The organism is Roseomonas sp. SRI_022 (assembly GCF_057586215.1).
In genome coordinates this window covers 1-20,131 of sequence record NZ_JBYCZL010000038.1, presented here as the reverse complement: position 1 = coordinate 20,131, position 20,131 = coordinate 1, and the positions used below count along the sequence as shown (strand labels likewise).

At 70.7% G+C, this 20,131-nt stretch carries 22 protein-coding genes, 1 tRNA gene and 1 pseudogene; 11 read left to right on the top strand and 13 right to left on the bottom strand.

What is annotated here, in order from left to right:
- Nucleotides 1-43: 43 nt before the first annotated feature.
- The 7 genes from AC2YHJ_RS25375 to AC2YHJ_RS25345 form a co-directional block, all read right to left on the bottom strand.
- The gene (locus AC2YHJ_RS25375) at nucleotides 44-1,417 is read right to left on the bottom strand and encodes a sigma 54-interacting transcriptional regulator (RefSeq protein WP_487398974.1); all 1,374 of its coding nucleotides are present in this window, start codon (nucleotides 1,415-1,417) and stop codon (nucleotides 44-46) included.
- 2 nt (nucleotides 1,418-1,419) lie between these two features.
- Nucleotides 1,420-1,743 carry a flagellar motor switch protein FliN gene (gene fliN, locus AC2YHJ_RS25370; protein WP_487398973.1) on the bottom strand — a complete coding sequence of 108 codons (324 nt, stop codon included), beginning with the start codon at nucleotides 1,741-1,743 and terminating at the stop codon, nucleotides 1,420-1,422.
- A gap of 3 nt (nucleotides 1,744-1,746) precedes the next feature.
- Nucleotides 1,747-2,385, bottom strand: a complete 639-nt coding sequence (locus tag AC2YHJ_RS25365) for a FliH/SctL family protein (RefSeq protein WP_487398972.1) — start codon at nucleotides 2,383-2,385, stop codon at nucleotides 1,747-1,749.
- A 1-nt stretch (nucleotide 2,386) separates the two neighbouring features.
- Entirely contained in the window at nucleotides 2,387-3,379 is a 993-nt protein-coding gene (fliG, locus tag AC2YHJ_RS25360; protein ID WP_487398971.1) for a flagellar motor switch protein FliG, read from the bottom strand.
- Between the two features lie 10 nt (nucleotides 3,380-3,389).
- Entirely contained in the window at nucleotides 3,390-5,030 is a 1,641-nt protein-coding gene (gene fliF, locus AC2YHJ_RS25355) for a flagellar basal-body MS-ring/collar protein FliF (protein WP_487398970.1), read from the bottom strand.
- Nucleotides 5,031-5,152: 122 nt separating this feature from the next.
- Nucleotides 5,153-5,815, bottom strand: a complete 663-nt coding sequence (locus tag AC2YHJ_RS25350; RefSeq protein ID WP_487398969.1) for a flagellar hook assembly protein FlgD — start codon at nucleotides 5,813-5,815, stop codon at nucleotides 5,153-5,155.
- A gap of 14 nt (nucleotides 5,816-5,829) precedes the next feature.
- On the bottom strand, nucleotides 5,830-7,290 hold the full coding sequence (locus AC2YHJ_RS25345; protein WP_487398968.1) for a flagellar hook-length control protein FliK: 1,461 nt from the start codon (nucleotides 7,288-7,290) through the stop codon (nucleotides 5,830-5,832).
- Nucleotides 7,291-7,411: 121 nt separating this feature from the next.
- Here AC2YHJ_RS25345 and flgE point away from each other — a divergent pair, with 121 nt between their 5' ends.
- The 3 genes from flgE to AC2YHJ_RS25330 are packed head-to-tail and all read left to right on the top strand — an operon-like array spanning nucleotide 7,412 to nucleotide 11,313.
- Nucleotides 7,412-8,704 (top strand): flagellar hook protein FlgE, encoded by a 1,293-nt coding sequence (gene flgE, locus AC2YHJ_RS25340; protein WP_487398967.1) that lies wholly within the window; start codon nucleotides 7,412-7,414, stop codon nucleotides 8,702-8,704.
- 23 nt (nucleotides 8,705-8,727) lie between these two features.
- Entirely contained in the window at nucleotides 8,728-10,245 is a 1,518-nt protein-coding gene (locus tag AC2YHJ_RS25335; protein ID WP_487398966.1) for a flagellar hook-associated protein FlgK, read from the top strand.
- 3 nt (nucleotides 10,246-10,248) lie between these two features.
- Nucleotides 10,249-11,313 carry a flagellin gene (locus tag AC2YHJ_RS25330; RefSeq protein WP_487398965.1) on the top strand — a complete coding sequence of 355 codons (1,065 nt, stop codon included), beginning with the start codon at nucleotides 10,249-10,251 and terminating at the stop codon, nucleotides 11,311-11,313.
- 119 nt (nucleotides 11,314-11,432) lie between these two features.
- Here AC2YHJ_RS25330 and AC2YHJ_RS25325 read toward each other — a convergent pair whose 3' ends face one another.
- Nucleotides 11,433-11,801: a hypothetical protein gene (locus tag AC2YHJ_RS25325; protein WP_487398964.1), complete on the bottom strand. Its 369-nt coding sequence runs from the start codon at nucleotides 11,799-11,801 to the stop codon at nucleotides 11,433-11,435.
- 311 nt (nucleotides 11,802-12,112) lie between these two features.
- On the opposite strand from AC2YHJ_RS25325, the gene AC2YHJ_RS25320 reads away from it, so the two are divergent.
- From AC2YHJ_RS25320 to AC2YHJ_RS25310, 3 genes are all read left to right on the top strand, one after another.
- A complete protein-coding gene (locus tag AC2YHJ_RS25320; RefSeq protein ID WP_487398963.1) occupies nucleotides 12,113-12,943 on the top strand; it encodes a flagellin in 831 nt (276 codons plus the stop codon).
- A gap of 63 nt (nucleotides 12,944-13,006) precedes the next feature.
- On the top strand, nucleotides 13,007-13,429 hold the full coding sequence (locus AC2YHJ_RS25315) for a flagellar biosynthesis repressor FlbT (RefSeq protein ID WP_487398962.1): 423 nt from the start codon (nucleotides 13,007-13,009) through the stop codon (nucleotides 13,427-13,429).
- Between the two features lie 6 nt (nucleotides 13,430-13,435).
- Nucleotides 13,436-13,780, top strand: coding sequence for a flagellar biosynthesis regulator FlaF (locus AC2YHJ_RS25310; protein WP_487398961.1), 345 nt, complete (start codon nucleotides 13,436-13,438; stop codon nucleotides 13,778-13,780).
- Nucleotides 13,781-13,790: 10 nt separating this feature from the next.
- Here AC2YHJ_RS25310 and AC2YHJ_RS25305 read toward each other — a convergent pair whose 3' ends face one another.
- The gene (locus tag AC2YHJ_RS25305; RefSeq protein ID WP_487398960.1) at nucleotides 13,791-14,114 is read right to left on the bottom strand and encodes a hypothetical protein; all 324 of its coding nucleotides are present in this window, start codon (nucleotides 14,112-14,114) and stop codon (nucleotides 13,791-13,793) included.
- 82 nt (nucleotides 14,115-14,196) lie between these two features.
- On the opposite strand from AC2YHJ_RS25305, the gene AC2YHJ_RS25300 reads away from it, so the two are divergent.
- A complete protein-coding gene (locus AC2YHJ_RS25300; RefSeq protein ID WP_487398959.1) occupies nucleotides 14,197-15,273 on the top strand; it encodes an AbrB family transcriptional regulator in 1,077 nt (358 codons plus the stop codon).
- A gap of 10 nt (nucleotides 15,274-15,283) precedes the next feature.
- On the opposite strand, the gene AC2YHJ_RS25295 is transcribed toward AC2YHJ_RS25300, so the two are convergent.
- Nucleotides 15,284-15,814, bottom strand: a complete 531-nt coding sequence (locus tag AC2YHJ_RS25295) for an adenine phosphoribosyltransferase (RefSeq protein WP_487398958.1) — start codon at nucleotides 15,812-15,814, stop codon at nucleotides 15,284-15,286.
- A gap of 122 nt (nucleotides 15,815-15,936) precedes the next feature.
- Here AC2YHJ_RS25295 and AC2YHJ_RS25290 point away from each other — a divergent pair, with 122 nt between their 5' ends.
- The gene (locus tag AC2YHJ_RS25290; protein WP_487398957.1) at nucleotides 15,937-16,137 is read left to right on the top strand and encodes a DUF2842 domain-containing protein; all 201 of its coding nucleotides are present in this window, start codon (nucleotides 15,937-15,939) and stop codon (nucleotides 16,135-16,137) included.
- Nucleotides 16,138-16,248: 111 nt separating this feature from the next.
- Here AC2YHJ_RS25290 and AC2YHJ_RS25285 read toward each other — a convergent pair whose 3' ends face one another.
- Together AC2YHJ_RS25285 and AC2YHJ_RS25280 are read right to left on the bottom strand one after the other, a co-directional pair.
- Nucleotides 16,249-17,196, bottom strand: a complete 948-nt coding sequence (locus AC2YHJ_RS25285; RefSeq protein WP_487398956.1) for a glycosyltransferase 61 family protein — start codon at nucleotides 17,194-17,196, stop codon at nucleotides 16,249-16,251.
- A gap of 332 nt (nucleotides 17,197-17,528) precedes the next feature.
- Nucleotides 17,529-17,605 (bottom strand) — tRNA-Pro (locus AC2YHJ_RS25280).
- A gap of 171 nt (nucleotides 17,606-17,776) precedes the next feature.
- Between AC2YHJ_RS25280 and AC2YHJ_RS25275 the strand changes: the two genes are divergently transcribed.
- Nucleotides 17,777-18,214, top strand: a complete 438-nt coding sequence (locus AC2YHJ_RS25275; RefSeq protein ID WP_487398955.1) for a c-type cytochrome — start codon at nucleotides 17,777-17,779, stop codon at nucleotides 18,212-18,214.
- 65 nt (nucleotides 18,215-18,279) lie between these two features.
- Here the strand turns inward: AC2YHJ_RS25275 and AC2YHJ_RS25270 are convergent, their stop codons facing one another.
- Entirely contained in the window at nucleotides 18,280-18,966 is a 687-nt protein-coding gene (locus tag AC2YHJ_RS25270; protein WP_487398954.1) for a cytochrome b/b6 domain-containing protein, read from the bottom strand.
- Between the two features lie 13 nt (nucleotides 18,967-18,979).
- Here AC2YHJ_RS25270 and AC2YHJ_RS25265 point away from each other — a divergent pair, with 13 nt between their 5' ends.
- Entirely contained in the window at nucleotides 18,980-19,828 is an 849-nt protein-coding gene (locus tag AC2YHJ_RS25265; RefSeq protein ID WP_487398953.1) for a hypothetical protein, read from the top strand.
- A gap of 99 nt (nucleotides 19,829-19,927) precedes the next feature.
- Nucleotides 19,928-20,131 (top strand): annotated as a pseudogene (locus tag AC2YHJ_RS25260) (MotA/TolQ/ExbB proton channel family protein); the annotation flags it as partial.

Genomic DNA, 20,131 nt, shown 5'->3' with positions numbered 1-20,131 from the left:
GCGCGCGGCGCAGCCAGCCGGGCAGGGCGATCGAACCCACCTGCTACGCGACCGGCATGGGGATGGGCATCTGCCCGGGCACCGGCGGCACCGCCGCCCCTGCAGCGCGGTATTCGTGCAGCTTGTTGCGCAGCGTGCGGATGGAGATGCCGAGCATTTCCGCCGCCCGCGTGCGGTTGCCGAGGCAATGCGACAGCGTCTCCAGGATCAGGTCGCGCTCGACCTCCTCCACCCTGCGCCCGACCAGGGCGGTGACGGCCGGCGCTTGCTTCGGCGTAGGCGCGACCTGCGGTGGCGCGTCGGCGGCGAGCGCCGGCAGGTGTTCCAGCAGGTCGATCGCCTGCGGCCCGATGCTGGCACCTTCGGCGAGCAGCACGGCGCGGTGCAGCGTGTTCTCCAATTCCCGCACATTGCCGGGCCAGGGATGCGCGAGCAGCAGCGCCTCGGCCGCCGGCGCCACGCCCCGCATGGGCAGCCCGTTGGCGCGCGCGTAGCGTTCGGCGAAATGCCGCGCCAGGGGCAGGATGTCGCCCGGCCTCTCGCGCAGAGACGGGATGCGCAGCCGCACCACGGCCAGGCGGAAATACAGGTCCTCGCGGAACCGCCCGCGCGCGACTTCGCCGGTGAGGTCGCGATGCGTGGCCGCGAGGATGCGCACATCCACCTTCACCGGTGCCGAGCCGCCGAGCCGGTCGATCTCGCGTTCCTGGATGGCACGCAGGATTTTGGCCTGCAGGCGCGGGTCCATCTCGCCGATCTCGTCGAGCAGCAGCGTGCCGCCTTCGGCCTGCTCGAACTTGCCCTTGCGCGCGGCAATGGCGCCGGAGAACGCGCCCTTCTCATGCCCGAACAGTTCGGATTCCAGCAGAGCCTCGGGCAGCGCGGCGCAGTTCAGCGCGACGAAGGGGCCGCGCGCGCGGCGGGATGCGGCGTGGATGTGGCGTGCCAGCACCTCCTTGCCCGTGCCGCTTTCGCCGGTGATCAGCACGGAGGCCTCGGCGCGCGCGATCTGTTCCGCGCGGGCCAGCAGCGCGTCCATCGCCGGGTCGCGCACCACCGGGCGTTCGGCATCGCCCGCCACCGCCTGGAGCATTGCCGCGATCAGGTCGGGATCGGGCGGCAAGGGCAGGTATTCCTTCGCCCCGGCACGGATCGCGCGCACCGCGCCATCGGCATCGTCCGGCCGGCCGCAGGCGACCACCGGGCAGGCGAAGCGTTCCGCCGCCATCTGTCCGATCAGCCAGCCGACATCATGCATCACGTCGCACAGCACGAGGTCCGCGCCCTCGCCACGCAACCGTGCGAGACCGGCGGCTGCCCCTTCAGCGACGGAAAGCCGCGCACCACGCGCCGCAGCGATCCGCGCCGCGATGCCGAGTTCCGCTTCGAGCGAGCCGATGATGAGGATGCGCGCCATGGTCAGACGCCCCGGTCCGACTTCACGATCTCGGTCATCGTCACGCCGAGCCGGTTGTCATCGACCATCACCACCTCCCCGCGCGCGACGAGGCGGTTGTTGACGTAGATGTCCACCGCTTCGCCAAGCTTGCGGTCCAGTTCCACCACCGCGCCGCGCCCGAGCTTGAGCAGTTGCGACACCTGCATCGTCGCGCGCCCCAGCACCGCACTGATCTGCACAGGGATGTCGTAGACCGCTTCCAGTTCCCGCGCGGGGGCGGAAGCCGCCTGGCGTGCTTCCTCGGAGGCTGCGGATACGGGTTCGAAGCCGGCTGATCCCGACATGGTCTACTCCTTCGGCCCGAGGCCGGCTGATTCGAGAAGCTGGCGGATCGCCTGGCGCCGCGCTGCCAGGTCCAAGCCCGCGCCGCCGCTGCGCCAGACCGCCCGCGCATCGCCCGGCGGCAGGGTGGCATCCTCCTCGACCGTGATGGCGCTGGAACCAAGCAGCGCGCGCACCGCATCGCCGAAGCCCGGGGCTACCCGCAGCCTCGCCTCCGGCGAGGCCTCCAGCATCGGTGCGACGCGCCGCGCGAAGGCGGCGGCGAGCGGCGCGCCGCTCGCCGCCGCCAGCCCCGGCAAGGCGGCATCGAGCACGGACAGCACAAGCCGCGCGAGGTCCTGCACCGCGGTCCCGGCCGTCTCGCGTGCCGCGTCCTGGCCCTGTCGCAACGCCTCTACGGCGATCTCCGCGATGCGCGCGGCAGCCACCTCCTGCATCTCCGCGGCACGGCGCAGCCCTTCCGCGAGGCCATCCTCCCAGCCCCCGCGCCGAGCCTCGGCGAGCAGCGGTTCGATCGGTGGCGCTGCCGGTGGTGGCGCCGCCGCTGCCTCGCGACGCGCGGCATCGAGCGCGGCGACCAGCAGCGTCGGCATGAATTGCCGCGACGTGGGCTCGGCGGCGACAGGGGCGAAGGCCTCGCGCATGTCAGTAGACCATCTCCTCCTCGCGGCTGTCCTGCATCTGGATCTGGCCCTGCGCCGCGAGGTCCTTCGCGAGCAGCACCATCGCCGCCTGCGCTTCATCCACGTCGCGCAGCTTGACCGGGCCGAGATTGGCGAGGTCGTCCGTCAGCATCTTCGCCGCGCGCTCGGTCATGTTCTTGAGGAACAGGTCGCGCAGAGTCTCCGACGCGCCCTTGAGCGCGAGGGTGAGCTGTTCCTTCGGCACTGCGCGCATCAACACCTGCACTCCTGTGCCATCCATCCGGCCGAGATCGTCGAAGGTGAACATCAGCCCGCGGATGCGCTCGGCCGCGTCGCGGTTGCGTTCCTCGAGTGCAGCGAGGATGCGCGTCTCGGATTGGCGGTCGAGGTTGTTGAAGATCTCCGCCATCATCTCATGCGCATCGCGCCGCTGCGCGCGGGCGAGGTTCGACATGAACTCGGCCTTGAGCGTGCGCTCGACGCCGTCCAGCGCCTCCTTCTGGACGGTCTCCATGCGCAGCATGCGCATGATGACCTCCATCGAGAATCCTTCGGGCAGCAGCGACAGCACGCGGGCGGCGTGGTCCGCCTTTACCTTGGTCAGCACCACCGCGACGGTCTGCGGGTATTCGTTCTTGAGGTAGTTCGCGAGCACCGCCTCGTTCACGTTGCCCAACTTGTCCCACATGGTGCGCCCGGCGGGGCCGCGGATCTCCTCCATGATCTGGGCGACGCGCTCGCGCGGCAGCGTCTTGAGCAGCATCCGCTCGGTGGTTTCCCAGGACCCGACGAGATTGCCGGTCTGGCCAAGGTTGTCGGCGAATTCGCGGCACAGCTCCTCCACCGCGGCGGCGGGAACAGAACCGAGCGTGGCCATGGCCTGGGAGATGTCGCGGATCTCGTCCTCATGCATCTTGGCGAACAGCCGTGAGGCGTGGTCCTCCCCGATCGCGAGCATGAAGGTGGCTGCCTTCTGGGCGCCGTTCAGAGCCATGCGTCGTTCCTCACGTCGCTTCCGGTGTCATCCAGCGTCGCACCACGCCGAGCGCGTCCTCCGGATGGCGATCCACCAGATCCTGCAGCTTGGTGATGGAGGAGGCGCGCATCTGCCCTTCCACCATCGCCAGCGAGATCATCGCGGCGTCCCCTTCCGTCGCGCCGGTCAGGGCCGCATGCTCGCCGGACTGGCCCGGCAGCGCCGCGGCGCCTGCCGCGCCCGCGACGACCGCCGCGCCGGCATCGCCGGCGATTGCAGGGCGCGCGGCCAGCGTCACCAGCCGCCCCACCGCCGGGCGGCCCACCAGCAGGATCGCGAGCAGCGCGACCAGCGCGAAGATCGCGCTTTCGGCCAGCCGCGCGAGGGTGGTGCTGCTGAAGCTGAGGTCGAACATGCCCGGGCCCGGCGCATCGGGGGCGGGCGGCTCGGCGAAGCGCAGGGACACGACCTGCACGCGGTCGCCGCGCCGTTCGTCATAGCCGACCGCACCTTGAACCAGGGAAGCGATGCGCGCGATCTCCTCGGCCGTGCGCTCGCGAAAGACTGGGGCGCCGCCGGCCGGCGTTTCCCACACGCCATCCACCAGCACGGCGACGGACAGCCGCTTGATCACCGGGTGTTCGCGCACGGTGCTGCGGGTGGTGCGGCCGATCTCGAAGTTGGTCGTTTCCTCCGACCGGTTCTCCTGGGTGGTGGACGCGCCACCATTCGGGTCCGCATTCGGGACGTTGTTCTGCACCGTCGTGGCGCCACCTTCGGACCCGCGCGAGGATTCCTGGCTGCTCTGCTGGCTGCGCGCGACCTGGTTGTCGGGGTCGAAGCGTTCCTCGGTGGTCTGCACCCGGTCGAAATCCATCTCGACCGCCGCCTCGGCCCGCACGCGGCCCGGCCCGAGGGTGCGTTCCAGCATTTCCTCCACCGCGCGGGCGATGCGCAGTTCCTGGGCGTGGCGCATCTCCTCCTGCGAGGTCGCGATGGCCGGGCCGGACAGCGCCTGCCCGCCACGGGCGAGCAGCGCGCCACGGCTGTCCACGATGGAGATGTTCTGCGGCCGCAGCCCCGGCACAGCCGTCGCGACCAGATGCAGCACCGCCTGCACGCCGTCGCGGTCCAGCCGCTGCGCGCCCTGCATGGTCAGCACGACAGAGGCCTGCGCCTCGCCGCGATCGCGCGAGAACGCCTCCCGCCGCGGCAGCACCAGATGCACGCGGGCGCCGCGCACGCCGGCAAGCTGGCGGATCGAGCGCGACAGCTCCCCCTCCAGCGCGCGCAGCCGGTTCACATCCTGCTGGAAAGGCGTCGTGGTCAGGGATTCGCCGCGGTCGAAGATCTCGTAGCCGACCGATCCCCCCTGCGGCAGGCCGTCCCGCGCGAGGGTCAGGCGCAGCCGCGGCACCTGTTCCTCGGGTGCCAGGATGCGCGTGCCGCCGGCTTCGATGCGATAGGGCACGCGCGCACGGTCCAGCGCTGCGACGACCTGGCCGGCATCGCGGGGGTCGAGTTCGCCGTACAGCAGCGCCATGGGCGGCTGGCCCGCGCGCAGCACGAACCAGGCGAGCAGCCCCAGCACCGCCAGTCCGGCGCCACCCAGCAGCGCAAGACGCAGGGTGCCGAGCGCACGCAGTTGCGCGATCAGGCCCGCGCCCATCTCGCCCGCCCCAACCCGGTCACTACCTCGCGCCGCGCCTGCCGCATCCGAAGGCCGCCTCCTGCCGCCTGCGGCAGACTTTGCCGGGGCGTGGTTGCGGCTCGGTTAACGCGGTGGTCGGCTCAACTGGCTGGCAGGATGCTGCGCAGGCTGTCGAAGCCGAGCGAGAGCGTGCCCATGGACAGGTTCAGCCCACCATCGCTGCGTTGCGCCCCGGTCAGCGTGCCGCGCACCGTGTGGGACAGCGCGACCGCCGCGCCGTTCACGTCGCGGCCGGCGACCCGCACACGATAGGCACCGTCGGCCTGCGTCGCACCGGCGCTGTTCCGGCCATCCCAGGTCCAGCCCGTCGCGTCGCTGCCGAGGGTCACGGTCTGGGTGCGCAGCGCGCGTCCGCTCGCATCCAGTACGGCGATGTCGGCGGTGCGGGCGGTGCCGGCGGCGGGCAGGCGGATCTCCGCGCTGCCATTCTGCAGCGCGACCCGGTCCGAGGTCACCTCGATGCGCCGCCCGATCAGCGGCGCGGCGGCGGTCAGCTGCGCCGATTGCTGCAGCGAGATCATCGAGGCCAGGTTCTGGTTCATCGCGATCTGCTGCTCGACCGAGGCGAACTGCACCAGTTGGTTCGTCATCTGGTTGGTGTCGAGTGGATTGGTCGGGTCCTGGTTCTGCAACTGCGTCGTCAGCAGCGTGAGGAAGGTGTTGAGATCGCCGCCGAGCCGCGTGCCGGCGGCGGTCGCGCCCGATGCGCTGGTGGCGGTGGCGGAGGCGATGGAACCGGACATCGGCGTGGTCCTTTTCAGACGGCGAGATCGAGCAGCGAGAGCGGTCGGCGTGGCGGCGGCCCGGCAAGGGAAGGTCCGTCGGCTGCGTTCCCCACGTCGGCTTCAGGTACGCCGCGTGCCATCCGCGAGCGCCCGTCGGGATCGCGGCCCCCGGCGCCGCCCTCCGCCAGCGAGAAGGATAGGCTGCGCCCATCGGCGCCGATGCCGGCCTGGGTCAGCGTGCGGTCGAGTTCGCGCTGGTCGCGCTGAAGCAATGCGAGCGTTTCCGGCCGTTCGGCGAGGACGCGGACCTCGGCGGTGTCACCCTGGCGCTCGACGCTGATCTCAACACGGCCGAGTTCGGCGGGCTCGAGCGTGACGGACAGCCGCGCTGTGCCACCGGCGATCGCGACGGAGACCAGCACGGGTGCGATCTGGCGTGCCGGCGTTGCTGGTGGCGTGATTGCCGCGGGGGCCGCGGCCTCGGGCGTCCGGGCCTCGCGCATGGCAGGGGGCGTGACGGGAACGACGAAGGAGGGCCGCTCCGCGGAAGCGGGAGGCTCCGTGCTCGTTGGAGGGGTTGCGCCGCGCGTCGTGCGAAGTTCCGGCATGGACGCGGCGGCCATGGCATCGGGTGGTGGGGGCGGCGCGGTCATCGCCGGCTGCATGGTCGCCACGGATGCGGCGTCCTTGGCGGTGGAGGCAGCGGCCATGCCGGGCGGCAGCGGTGCCTTTGCACCGGGACGGCGTGGTGCCGACGCGACAGGCCCGGGCTCCGACGCCGTGGGCGGGTTTCGCGGTGTTTCCTGCGGTTGCTGCTCGGGACCGGGAACCTGTGGCCTGGTCGCCAGCGCAGGATGGATACCGCGGGCCGATCCCGTCTCCGCTGGCGAAAGCGCGAGGCTGGGAATGCGGTCCTCGGACGGTGGCGCGACCTTGGGGCTCAGTGCGGGATCCGCGTCCCCATCGACGGCGGCCTCGGGCTCGGCCCTGGTGTCCATCGCGGGATCGGCGGGGTCCGCAGGCGGGCCAGGCACCGGTGCGGATGTGGCGGCTTTGGTTCCAGCCCCGATGACCCCGGTGACCGCCCGCATCGTGGCATCCATGGCTGGGGGGCGGTCCGCTTCCGCGACGCCGGGCTGCACATCACCAGCGCGAAACGGCGCCGGCACCAGCAGCGCGGGCGCGATCGTGGTGGCGATCGCGGGCGAGACCGCGGGATCGAGGCCCGCGACGGCAGCCTCCCGCACCGCGCCGTCGGCCAAGGTGGGCCGGTCGGGGCCGGTCTCGATCCCCGCCATCCCGGCCTGTGCGAGCAGCGCAACGAAGGCGCCCGGCGGACCCGTGATGGCGTCCGTGCCGGGCGGCAGCAGCGTCAGGGTAAGGGGGAGGACGGCGGGGCAATCCATCGACGGCGAGACCTTCCGGCGCATCGGTGCGCCCTCGACCCGCATCGCAAGCCGCGCGCCAGGGTGCAGCGCCGGAATGCCGGGCATGGGCTGCCGCGCACCGGCAGGATCTGCCGCCGGGCGGCAGGCCGCGCCATGCCTCGCCGCCCGCTGCGCTGGCACGAAGGTTGCGCTGTGCCGCCCACACTCGCCCGCTGCGGAGAATGCGATGTCCCTGTTCGGTTCCATGACCACCGCCATCACGGGGCTGAACGCGCAGGCGCGCGCCCTCGGCCATGTGTCGGACAACGTCGCCAACAGCCAGACCGCCGGCTTCAAGCGCACCGACACCAACTTCGTCTCCTACCTGACCGAGAGCACGCAATCGGTGCACCGGCCCGGCTCCGTCGTCGCGCGGCCGGACTACACCAACACCGTGGCTGGCCCCATCGCGCAGTCAGAGAACCCGCTCTCGATGGCCATCTCCGGTCAGGGCTTCTTCTCGGTGTCGCTGCCGACCGGGACGACCAACGGCCAGGTCACCTTCGATGAACGGCAGTTCTACACGCGCGCGGGTGACTTCCAGCTCGATCGCGACGGCTACATGGTGAACGGCGCGGGCTATGTGCTGCAGGGTTGGAGCGCCAATGCCGCCGGCGAGCCCGACCGCACGCAGATCCAGCCGATCCGCATCAGCGAACTGGTCTTCAACCCGATCGCGACCAGCAGCATCGAGTTGTCGGCGAACCTGCCCGCCGGGGGTGCGACCGCCGTCACCACGCCGATCAACGTCTATGATTCGCTCGGCACGCTGCAGGAGATGACGCTGACCTGGACGCCGAACGGGGCGAATACCTGGACGCTCGACATCGCAGCCGCCGGGGCGGGCGGTTCGCTCGGCACCATCGACGTGCAATTCGGCCAGGCCGCGACCCCGGCGGTGGCGGACGGCACGATTGGCGGCTTCGCCAATGCGACCGGCACGCTGGCAGGGGCCGCGGCGGTGCTGGGCGATCCCTCGCTGGTGTCCTTCACCGCGGATTTCGGGCAGGGGCCGCAAATCGTCTCGCTCAACCTCGGCGCCTTCGGCGCGGCGCGCGGCGTCACGCAATATGCCGGGGACGAATACGAACTGCGCAACCTCAGCCAGAACGGCGTGCCGCTCGGCGCCTATTCCTCCGTCGCGATCCGCGAGAATGGCGACGTCGCGATCAACTACGACAACGGCCAGTCGCGCGTGATCGCGCGCGTGCCGATCACCACCTTCAACGCGCCCGACAGGCTCCAGCGCCTCGACGGCCAGGCCTTCATGCGCACCGTGGAGAGCGGTGAGGCGCGCACCACGGATGCGGGGTCGAACGGTGCGGGCCGCCTCGCCACCAGTTCGATCGAAGGTTCCAACGTCGATATCGCCTCGGAATTCTCGAAGCTGATCGTCGCGCAGCGCGCCTACACCGCGAACACCAAGATCGTCACCGCCGCGGACGAGATGCTGCAGGACACCATCAACATGCGTCGCTGAGGTGCCCCTAGGGGACGCCCGCCATGAGCCTCGACACCGCCCTGCTGACCGCGCGATCGGGCCTGCTGCACACGCAGCGCGCGCTCGCGTCCACGGCCAACAACGTCGCGAATGCGGATACCGTTGGCTACACGAGGAAGACCGTCGACGGACGCGCCGAGCAGGGCGCGGGCGTGCGTTCCCTCGCACCCAGCCGCGATGTCGACGAGGCGCTGCTGAGCGAGCTCGACAGCCGTCGTGCTGCCGCGGCTGCCGCTGGGCTGCGCGCCGACCTGCTGGCGGGGATCGAGGCGGTCCATGGCAGACCCGAGGCCGGCGACGGCCTTGGCGACCTGGTCGCCGCCCTGCGCACCGGCTTCGAGGATCTGCGCGCCGACCCCGCGGAAGCCGGCCGCCAGACCGCGCTGGTGCTCGCCGCCGGGGAACTCGCCAGCCGCTTCAACGAGATCTCCGGCGCCATCGGCCAGGCGCGCCAGCAGGCGCACGAGACGGTGGTGTCGGAGGTGGCGACGATCAACGCCGGCCTGCGCGACATCGCCATCCTGACACTGCAGATCCGCGAGCAGATCGCCCTGACCGGCGATGCCGCCGCCCTCGAGGACCAGCGCGACGCGGCGATTTCGGTGCTGTCGGAATCGATCGAGGTGCGGGCGCTGAAGCGCGAGGATGGCGGCATTGTCCTTGTCGCCCGCAACGGCATCGTGCTGCCGCTCGACGAGGACCGGGATGCCTTCTCGACCGCCGATGCGTCGATCGGCGCCGCGACCTATCACGGCGCGGGCGGCACCATCCCCGGCGTGATGCTGGGCGGGACGGACGTGACGGCGAGCCTGCTCGGCGGCCGGCTCGCCGAGGCGATCGCGCTGCGCGACCAGACGCTGCCGCGCTATCAGGCCGAAGCGGACCTCGCCGCCGCCAACCTCGCCGCGCGCTTCGATGCCCAGGGGCTGACGCTGTTCACCGATGCAGCGGGCGCGGTGCCGGACACCGCCCAACCCTATGCCGGCAGCACCATGCTGGGCTTCGCCGGCACCGTCCGCGTGAGCGCCGCCGTCTCGCTGGACCCGGCATTGCTGCGCGACGGCACCCATGCGGTGAGTGCGAGTGCGACCGGCGCGTCGGCCTTCACACCGAACCCGGCCGGCGGCCCGGCGGCCTTCGTTGGCATGATCGATCGCGTGCTCGATTTCACCTTCGGGACGCAGGCGCAATCGGGCGTGGCCTGGGCCGCGATCGCGACCGGCGGGCTCGGCCCCGACGGGACGCTGTCGAGCCCCTTCGGCGCGCCCGGCACGATCGAGGGCTATGCCAGCCTCGTCACTGCCACCCAGACCGCCGACAGCGCCTCGGCCAAGGCGGCGATGGCCAGTGCAAGAACGATGGTCGATGGGCTCGAGACACGCTTCGCGCGGCGCTCGGGCGTGGACGTGGATCAGGAGATGGCCGGGATGGTGACGCTGCAGAACGCCTATGCCGCCAATGCGCGCGTGCTTTCGACCGTGCAGGCGATGTGGGACACGCTGCTCGGCGCGGTGCGCTGAGCCATGGCCGGGATCGCATCCGTCTCCCGCCTCGATGCTGGCGCGCAGGCGCTGCGCCTCAGGCTCGACACGCTGACGCGCCAGGTCTCGGACGGGCGCAAGGGGCCGGGTTATGGCGACATCGCGCCGGATGCGCGCCGCGCCATCGACCTGCGCGCCGACATGGCGCGGCGGGAGACCTGGCAGGGCACGATCGACCGAACGCTGGCGCGGACCTCGGTCGTGCAGGGCGCACTCGGCCGCCTGACGGACATCGCGACGAAGTTCTACCAACAATCCATCAAGATAGACGGCACCAGTGGGGAGATGATTTCCGCTGTCGCCGCGCAGGCCCGCGCCGCGCTGGCCGAAGTCGGGGCGCTGCTGAACGAGCGCTATGCCGGCGAATACGTCTTCGGCGGCACCGACAGCGAGAACCCGCCGATCCCCGATGCGCAAGGCCTGGCGAATTCCGGCATGGCGACCGACATCGCGGCGGCGGTGGCATCGCTCGCGTCCGGCAATGTCGCGACGGTCGCGGCGGCGACGCTGGCCGCGGCATCCTCCGATGCGGCGGGCACGACGCCGTTCTCCGCCTTCCTGTCGGATCCCGCCGCGGGGTTGGTGGAACCGCGGCGATCCGTGCCGGCGGCAGAGGGTGAGCGGGTGGATTGCGGCATCCTTGCCAACCGCAACGCCGCGGCGACCAGTGAGGGCGAGACGACCGGCTCCTGGGCGCGCGACCTGCTGCGGGGCCTTGCGACGCTCGCGGCGCTGGACCCGGCGCAGGTGCCGCTCGGCACCGATTTCACCGGCCTGGTCGCGACGGTGCGCGACGGGCTCCGCAGCGCAGTCGATGCGCTGGGGGAGGAACGCGGGGCGCTCGGCGCGACGGAGGAGAGGCTGGAAGCGATCTCCCGCCGGCATGGCGACATCACGGTGACGCTGACCGCGCAGCTCGCGTCGATCGAGGAGGTGGACATGGCCGAGACGATCAGCCGGCTCGACGCCACCAGGACGCAGCTGGAGGCCTCTTATCGGGCGATCGCGATGGTCTCCGGCCTGTCACTGACGCGGTTCCTCGCGTAGCGACCTGTCCGAAAGGGCGGCAGCGCGTCCCTGCAACGCCGAGGATCGGCCAACGGGAGCGCCGGAGGACGGCGACCGAGCGATCCTGGTCCGACAGTGCCGGCGCATGGCCAGACGCCTTATCGCGAGACTTCATCCGCAAGTTGCACTCCCGCGGTGCGCGTCTGGGCGCTGAAATCGACGGACTGCACCCCGAATGCCGCAGGGCTGCCGGCGGCGGCTTCCATAAAGGCGGCGTACCCGTGCTCGCCCTGGATCCGCTCCATCAGGCGCTGGCAGTCGGCCCGGCCCGGCTTGGCCGACAGCGTGGACATGCAGCGCTCCACGAAACGTGCTTCCGCCTCCGGCCCGTATTCCAGGCTCGGGCTGGCGACCGCGATGCCGAACTGGACCTGGGCGAGGAGGACGGCGAGGCCCAGGCCGACAGCGTGGTGGCGGCGTCGCGCGTGCATGGCGCTGCCGGATGCGGGGACGGCTCTTGCGAACATGGTGTGACCTCCGCGAAGCATGGGGTGGAGACGGTGGCGCCGGGCACCGCGATGGATGCATGTCCGAACGTCGGGACGGAGCATGGCCTCGTGCCGTCTCACGCCGGTGTCGCGCGGTCCGGAATCGGGTTTCGTGGGCGACATCCATGTTTCGTGTGTTTCGGGGCGCCGGTGTCAGCCATCGCGGCGGGATTCAGTCGGGGTTAACGCCTCGCGGCGTAGTCTGTCTTCGACACCGCAAGACGCGGCGCGCAACCCGGCCCCCGACCCGTCGGACATGCGGGGGCCACCGGATCCAGGGGAAGACCCCGATGTCGCTCAATTCCGTCAACACCAATGCCGGCGCGATGGTCGCGCTGCAATCACTCAACCGCACGAATGAGGCTCTGAACGTCACGCAGAAGCGCATCTCCACCGGCTATCGCGTCAACGACGCGAAGGATGATGGTGCGGCCTTCGCGGTGGCGCAGTCCGTGCGTGCCGACGTCGCTGGCCTGTCCGCGGCGAATGAACAGCTCGGCGGCGTGAAGGGCATTCTCGACACCGCGCTGTCGGGCCTCAACAAGGTCTCCGAGACCATGGTGAAGGTGCGCGAGACGCTGGTGCGCCTGGCCGACGACACACTGAACACCAACCAGCGCGCGCAGTATGAGGCGCAGTACACCGCGCTGCAGACGCAGATCACCAACTTCATCGACGACGCCACCTATAATGGCCGCACGCTGCTTTCGACCACGGCGCCGGCGGGTGGCGACATCGCGACGACGCGCAATGAATCCGGCACCACCTACACGCTGACGGCGGTGGATGGCGCCGGCACGCTGATCGTCGCAGCCGCGCCGGCCGATGCGGCGGCGGCGCAGGCGGCACTCGCCTCGGGCGGCGATTTCGAGACGGTGCAAACCGCGATTAGCGATGCGCTGAACACCTTCGGGTCCGATGCGCGCTACATCGACAATCAGATGGCCTACAACAAGGACAAGGCCGATGCGCTGGAATCCGGCCTCGGCGCGCTGATCGATGCCGATCTCGCGAAGGAGTCCGCGCGGCTGCAGTCGCTGCAGATCCGCCAGCAACTGGGCACCCAGGCGTTGTCCATCGCGAACCAGGCACCGCAGACCCTGCTGAGCCTGTTCCGCTGACCCCGGCGGCGGCCCCTGTTTCGACGGGGGCCGCGCCCTTTCCATTCCGGCCGGGAGGACAGGATGTCCACGCTTGTGCTTGAACTGCGGCAAGGCGACCTGATGGTCGTCAACGGCGCGCCGATCCGCTTCCGCAATCGCGCGCGCATCGAACTCACCGCCAAGGCGCGGTTTCTCTTCGGCAAGCAGTTGATGACGCCCGAGACGGCGTCCAGCCCCGCGCGCCGCATCTATTTCGCCCTGCAGACCGCCTATATCGGCGACGACGATGAACGCGAGGCGGGGCTGTCCATCGCGCGGCGGCTGATCGGCGATTTCCAGGCCGCGACCACCTCGACGCTGGCGCGCGACCTGCTTGACCGCGCCTTGGCCGCGGCCGAGGCGGATGAATGCTACCAGGCGCTGAAGCTGGTGCGGCGGGTGATGCGGCATGAGGAGGTCGTGCTCGGCATCGCCCCCGCCACCGGCGGCGTGACGGAGGACTGAGCCAAGATGACGCTTGCCGACATCGTCCGCGCCTATGGCGCCGCGCGCGCCGCACGCGACCCGCGCGAGCAGGAGGCGGATGTGATCCGCCGCGTCATCTTCGGCCTGCGCGCCGCGCTGGAGGATGACGGGCCGGCGCGGATGCGCGCGGTGGCCGATAACCGCCGCCTGTGGCTGGCCATGGAGACGGCGCTGCTGGACCCGTCCAATCAGCTGCCGCCGCCGATGCGCGCCGGCCTCGTCTCGCTGGGCCGCGCCGTGCAGCGGGAGATGGACGGGACCGAACCCGACATCGCCTTCCTGATCGAGGTGAATGAGCAGGTCGCCAGCGGTCTGGTCGGCGGCGGCTGAACCGTCCGCATCAGCCCGGCGTGCTCTCCGGTTCCGGTGCGGTCGCGGTCATCGGCCGCACGCCAACCGGCACGGGCGCGTCCGAGATCGCCGCCGCGCGATAGGCCGCAATGGCGCGCGGGGAGGGGATTGTGTTCGCGACCTCCCCGCCCGTATCGCGGAATTCCAGCACCACCATCCCCAGGCTGCCATCCAGGCGCAGCCGCGGATTGGGCGTGGCCGGCGCCGCGACCGCGGGCAGCCCCGGCGCCGGCATGTCCTGCGCCACGCCGCGCGGCATGGCGCGGCTGGATTCGGCGGTCGATACGGCACGCAGGACGAGATCGGTCGGCATGGCACCTTGCTCCGCGTCCATATTGCGAGATCTATCCTGAAAGCTTGGTAAACGCGGCCCGGCGGCTTTGACGCGCGGCGGCGTGGCGGCGAACCTGCCACCGACCGTGACCGCATCCTTCCCGCTGACCAAAGCCCATCTCCGCACGCTGCTGCTGTGCCTGCTGGCCGGTGGGTCGCTGACCGCCCTCGGCCTGCCGCTCGGTTGGATGGTGGGTGCCCTGGCCGCGACCGCCTATCTTGCCGTGCGCCGCGCGGCGGCGGTTCCGGTGCTGCTGCGCCCGGGCGGGCTGGCGGTGCTTGGCCTCGCCCTGGGGCAGGGCTTCACCACCCCGGTGCTGGACGCGGTGCTGGGCGCGATGCCGGCGATGCTGGCGGGCGCGCTGGTCACGCTGCTGGCCGGGCTTGCGGTCGCGCCGCTCTACCGCCGCCTCGCCCGGTGCGACGGGCGTACGGCCTACTTCGCTTCCATCCCGGGCGGAGTGGTGGCGATGGCGATGCTCGCGGCGCGGGCCGGTGCGGCGGTGCCGGCGGTGACGCTGGCGCAGTCGCTGCGCATGGCGGTGGTGGTGGTTGCCTATCCGGCGCTGACGGCGCTGCTCGCGGCGCCGGGCGGGGCCTCGGCCTTCGATGCAGCGGTGCCGCCGGCCCATTGGGGCGGGCTCGCGCTGCTGCTCGCCGCCGCGGCGGTGGTGGCCTGGCTGGGCGAGCGGATCGGCCTGCCCAATGGGGCGATGTTCGCGCCCTGCCTGCTGGCCATGGGGCTATCGGCCGGTGGCGTGCTGCCATCCTCCGTGCCGCGCTGGCTGGTGGACGCGGCACAGCTCGCCATGGGGGCGAGCATCGGCATGCATCTGGGGCAGGAGCGGCTTGGCGGCGCACCACGGCGCCTGGTGCTGGCCGCGCTCGCGGTCGCCGCCCTGGTCTCGCTGCTTCTGGTTGCCGCCGGGCTTGGCCTTGGCTGGCTGGCCGGGCTGCCTGTCGCGGCGGTGGTGCTGGGCATGGCGCCGGGCGGCATGCCGGAGATGGTGGTGACGGCGCAGGCGCTCCATCTCGCGGTGCCGCTGGTGCTCGGCTTCCACCTGGTGCGGATGGTGCTGTGCAACCTGCTGGTCGGGCCGCTGTGGCGGGCGGCGGCCGCAACCGGGATGCTGCGCTGACCCGCCAGATCTACGAATCGTAGGAGACCAGCGCCTCGAACGCCGTGTCGATCCGCTTGCGGCCCTGCAGGAAGGTCAGCTCGATCAGCGCGGCGGCGCAGGGCACCTCGGCGCCGGCCTGGCGCAGCAGGTTGATGCCCGCCGCCATGGTGCCGCCCGTCGCCAGCAGGTCGTCGAGCAGCACGACCCGCTGCCCCTTCTGCACCGCATCGGCCTGCATCTCGATCCGGTCGGTGCCGTATTCCAGCGCATAATTCAGCCCGATGGTCAGCCCGGGAAGCTTGCGCGGCTTGCGCAGCATGATGAAGCCGAGCCCGAGCTCAAGCGCGAGCGGTGCGGCGACCAGGAAGCCGCGGCTTTCGATCCCGGCGAGAAGGTCCGGCTTGTGCGGACGGATCATCGCAGCGAGCCGCGCCATGGCCGCCTTCCAGGCCGGGCCGTGCCGCAGCAGCGTCGAGATGTCGTAGAACAGGATGCCGGGCTTCGGGAAATCCGGGATGCCGCGGATATGGGATTTCAGGTCGAGGGTTTCGCTCGTCACGTCGTGGTCGCCGATTCTGCTTGGGGGAGATTCTGGGGCGGAGATTGGCGGATGGGCCTTGGCGCTGTCCATCGACGGTGCCGGGGCTTGGCGGCGCGGCCGGAAGGCGGCAAGTGCAGGCCATGTCGCGCAACCTGATCGCCACGCTCGCCGGCATTGGCGGCTTCATCGCCTATGTCGTGGTCGTGTTGCTGGTCGCGGACCATGTCCGCAGCCTGCACTGGGCCATTGAATTCCTGTTCTTCGCCGCTGCCGGCATCCTCTGGGTGTGGCCAGCCAAATGGCTCATCGCCTGGGCGGTCCGGGGTGGGCGCGGGGCTTGATCCGGCCCGGAAGCGAAGAGCCCTCCTGGTCGCTCGTGGGGCTCCTGCGCGCCGGTTTGGTTCTCGTCGCGGAGGTGGAGGCGCTGCTGTGGGCGGCGTACTGAACAACCCTCACGCATCGGCGTAGTCTACCACTTCGGAAGGCTTCAGAAGCCGGACCACGCCGCGCGCGGCCTGCTCGATCCTGGGGCCGAAATCGCTCTGATTCAGGGCTTTTGCGCTGGCGACCAAGCGAAAGTTCGCGTTCAGGCCGCCTTCTCGCCAAACGATCCTCACCTTCGCCCGTAGCCCGCGCGTTAGCGCCAGGAGGTGAAATGCCGAGCCGGCGAAGCCGCTGATCACCTCCGCTTCTGACACGGCGGCCAATTGCTCCTCGACTGTGTGATTTTCAGGCCGGAGGATCTCCCATCCGCGCTGCCGGAGGACCACCTCTACTTCGCTCTCATTTTCGACCCGCACAATGCGAGCCGGCGATGCCGGATTGATTCCCGCGCGAGAAAGCCACACCCGGCGCCCTGCGATCGGCGCGGAGCATTCGTGAATCCCCAGGAGCTCAAACAGAGCTGGTGACGCCATGCGTTGAGCGATGAACCGGGGATGCGGGACAATCACCCGCTCGACCTCAGTCGGGACATGCACGATGGCATGCCGACGCTCCGACAGCCCGAGGCGATCCAGCACATACGACTGCCAGGGTGTCCAAGCGTGGGGTGGATGGTCCCTTCGCTGGATCCAGATGATTGGCAGGCTGGATGACTTAACCGCCGGGAGGCGAGCCAAAGTCTCAAGTAAGAAGTGTCCAAACTGATTGAAGAGGGGGCCGCCATATATCCAGCTGCCCGAAAGATGATCGCAGGGCGCTTCATAGTCGGGGGGTGAATAAGGCACGAACTTGCGGGCGAGCAGAGAATTGGGGATGGGGTCTTTATCGCGATTGTATGCGCCGACCGCAACGAGGCCGCCACCTTGCACTATCGGGAGAAACGTCGCCCGTCGGTAAGGAACGGCGGGGGCGTTGATCAACACCCTTTCCAGTCCGAAGCAATCACTGTCCGCCACGCATGGTCTCCTGCCGAACCAGAAATCATACCGTCGATCTCAAGTTATGGCGCACCGTAACGTTCATCACTCGAATGAGCCGGGAGAGGCATGCGAAGACGACGCATCTTCCGACGGCCTTGTTGCGATTTGAGACGCCCTGCGATCGCAACCCGCAACAAGGCTGTCGCCATGGAGATGATCCTCGGCGGCCTGACATCGCCAGCCATGACGGGGTAGCGCGTACCCTAACATGCAGTTCTGGCTCCATTCGACAAGAGCCGGATCAGTCCGGAAGAACGAAAAAGCCCCGCAAACCGTTGGTTTGCGGGGCTTCTCAGCAGACCCGGGAATGGTCGGAGTGAGAGGATTCGAACCTCCGGCCCCTGCGTCCCGAACACAGTGCTCTACCAGGCTGAGCTACACTCCGGTGCCGGGTCTGCTGCGGAGGCGGCGGTATAGCGGCCCGACTTCGGTCCCGCAAGACGGGGTCGGCGTGACACTTTGTCACGGGCCATTGCGCGGATGGACAGGTGACATCACCGTACCGTCAGCCACGCCGCCGTTTCGCGGAGGGCGAAGCCAAACGAAGGGGACCCTCATGAAGTCTGGGATGATTGCCGGGATTGCCGTTGCCTTGCTGGGAATGACCGGGGCCGCGCTCGCGCAGGACGTGATCGCGCAGCGCCGCGAGGGACTGCGCGGCATGGGTCGCCAGATGGAAGCGATCAAGGCGGTGACGGACGCGCGTGGCGACACCCGTCCGCTGGCCGAACGCATCGACACGATGGTGGTGTTCTATCGCGGTCTGCCCGCCCTGTTCCCGGCCGGTAGCGGCACCGGGGAGACGCGCGCCCTGCCGGCCATCTGGTCGGACCGTGCCGGCTTCGAGCAGGCCGCCGCGAACATGGTCACCGCGCTCGGCGTGCTGCGGACGGCGGCGGCTTCGGGCGACGTGGCGGCGACCACCGCGGCGTTTGGCCAGGCGGGTGCGACCTGCGGCGCCTGCCATCGCACCTATCGCGGCCCGGCGCGCTGAAGGATGGCCCGGGCAGCGCCGCGCGCGCTGCCCCGGCGCCGCGCCTTCGAAGCGGACGGGCGGCGTCAGGCCCCGCCGCCCAGCCGTGTGACGTACCATACGGCCCCGGCGGCGGCGGCGAGCAGCGCCACCGCCAGCAACGCCGACCCGTGGCGTGGCGTGCGCGCCATCGATTCGGGCAGCCGCTTTACCCCTGTCACCATCGGCCCCACCAGGTCGTGTCCCTTCAGCAGCCGATAGGCCAGCGCGGCCAGCACATGCACCAGCACCGCGACCAGCAGCAGATTGATGACCTGCACATGCAGGCTGGACATCCGCTCCGACGTCGCCTCGCTGACCCAGTTCGCCAGCGGACCATGCTGCGAATAGGTGAACCCGACATCGTGGTTGGCGAACAGCCCGCTGACCGCCTGCGTCAGCAGCAGCGCGAGCATCAGCACGATCATCCAGGCGCCGGCCGGGTTGTGCGTCGTCGCCAGGTCCGGCCCCGGTCGGCGGAACTTCGCGAGTTCGCACAGCGCCGCGATGGGTGAACGGATGAAGGCAGCAAAGCGCGCATTCTCCGAGCCCACCAGCCCCCAGGCGATACGGAACAGCACCAGTGTCAGGACCGTGTAGCCGGAAGCGTAATGCACGCTCCAGACATCGGCTTTCGCGCTGGCGTAGGACACCACGACGCCGGCCACGACGCCCCAATGGAACAGCCGCACCCAGCCGTCCCACACCTTCACCGGCACCATCCGTTCCGTCATCCGGGAAATCTCCTTGCGCTGGCGCAGCGTGCCATGGGTGCCGGCCGCGCGCGACGCCCTGCCATCCCCGTGGCACCATGGCGCGATGACGATCGACCTGCCCGATGCGTGGCGAGGCTTCGCCGCGGCGCTGCTCGTAGCTGTGCTGACGGCGGGCGCGGCGCGGCTGCTGCGCCGCGCGCCATGGGGCGGCGCTGCGGCGGGGCTCGGCCTGGTGGCGGGCTTCGTCGCGGTGCTGGGCGTGATCAGCGGGTCCCCCCGGCATCTGGCCGAGCGCCTGCCGGCCCTGGTGATCCTCGGCCTGCTGGCTGGACTTCTCGCGGGATTGCCGCGGCCGGCCCTGCGCATCGCAGGGTACGGGGCAGGGGTGGTGCTTGGCGCGTGGTGGATGGCCGGGACGCCGCTGCACCCGCCCGACATGCTGCGCGCGGCGCCGCAGGGACTGGCCCTCGCCGCGGCCATGGCGCTGGTGCTGCGCCGCGACGCGGTGCTGCCGGCGCAGGTGATGGGCTGGGCCGTACTTGTCGCCGGGCTGGCAGGCGCGGCGGCATCCGGGCCGTATGTCGCCTTCGCACTGGCGGGACTCGGCGCGGTCGCCGGTGCGGGGCTACTGGCGGCGCCCGGGCCGGCCTCCCGGCTGCCGCTCGCGCTGGGGCTGGTCGGCGTCGCGGCGGCGCCCGTGATGGCGCGCGCCTCGGCGGCGGATGGCGCGGCGGCGGCCGCACCGGTGCTGGCGCTGTTGGCGGGGCCGCCGCTGGCGGCACGGATCGCCCGCTGGACCGGGCCGCGTGTCGCGGCCTGGATCGCCCCGGCCATCGCCGCCGCGCCCGCCATCGGGGCGGCGCTGTTGCTGCGCCGCTGACGACGGCGACCGCCGCCACGACGCAGCCCGCCTTGTTTTCCGTCTGCACAGCGGGTGCCGTTCGGCTGTAAGTATCAGGGCACACTGGCGGAATCCGCGATGCGGCCTACTGCGTTCCTTGGCCTTGGCGGGCTCGCCCTGCTTCTGGCCCTTGCCTATGCCCTGTGGCCCTCGGAGGAGGCGCCGCAGCAGGCGCGGCTGGCGCCTGCGCCGTCCTCCACGCCCGCCGTTGCGCCCGCCGCAGCACCCGAACCAGCCCGGACCGCTGCGCAGCCCGCAACTGCCACGCCAGCCGCCGCCGTC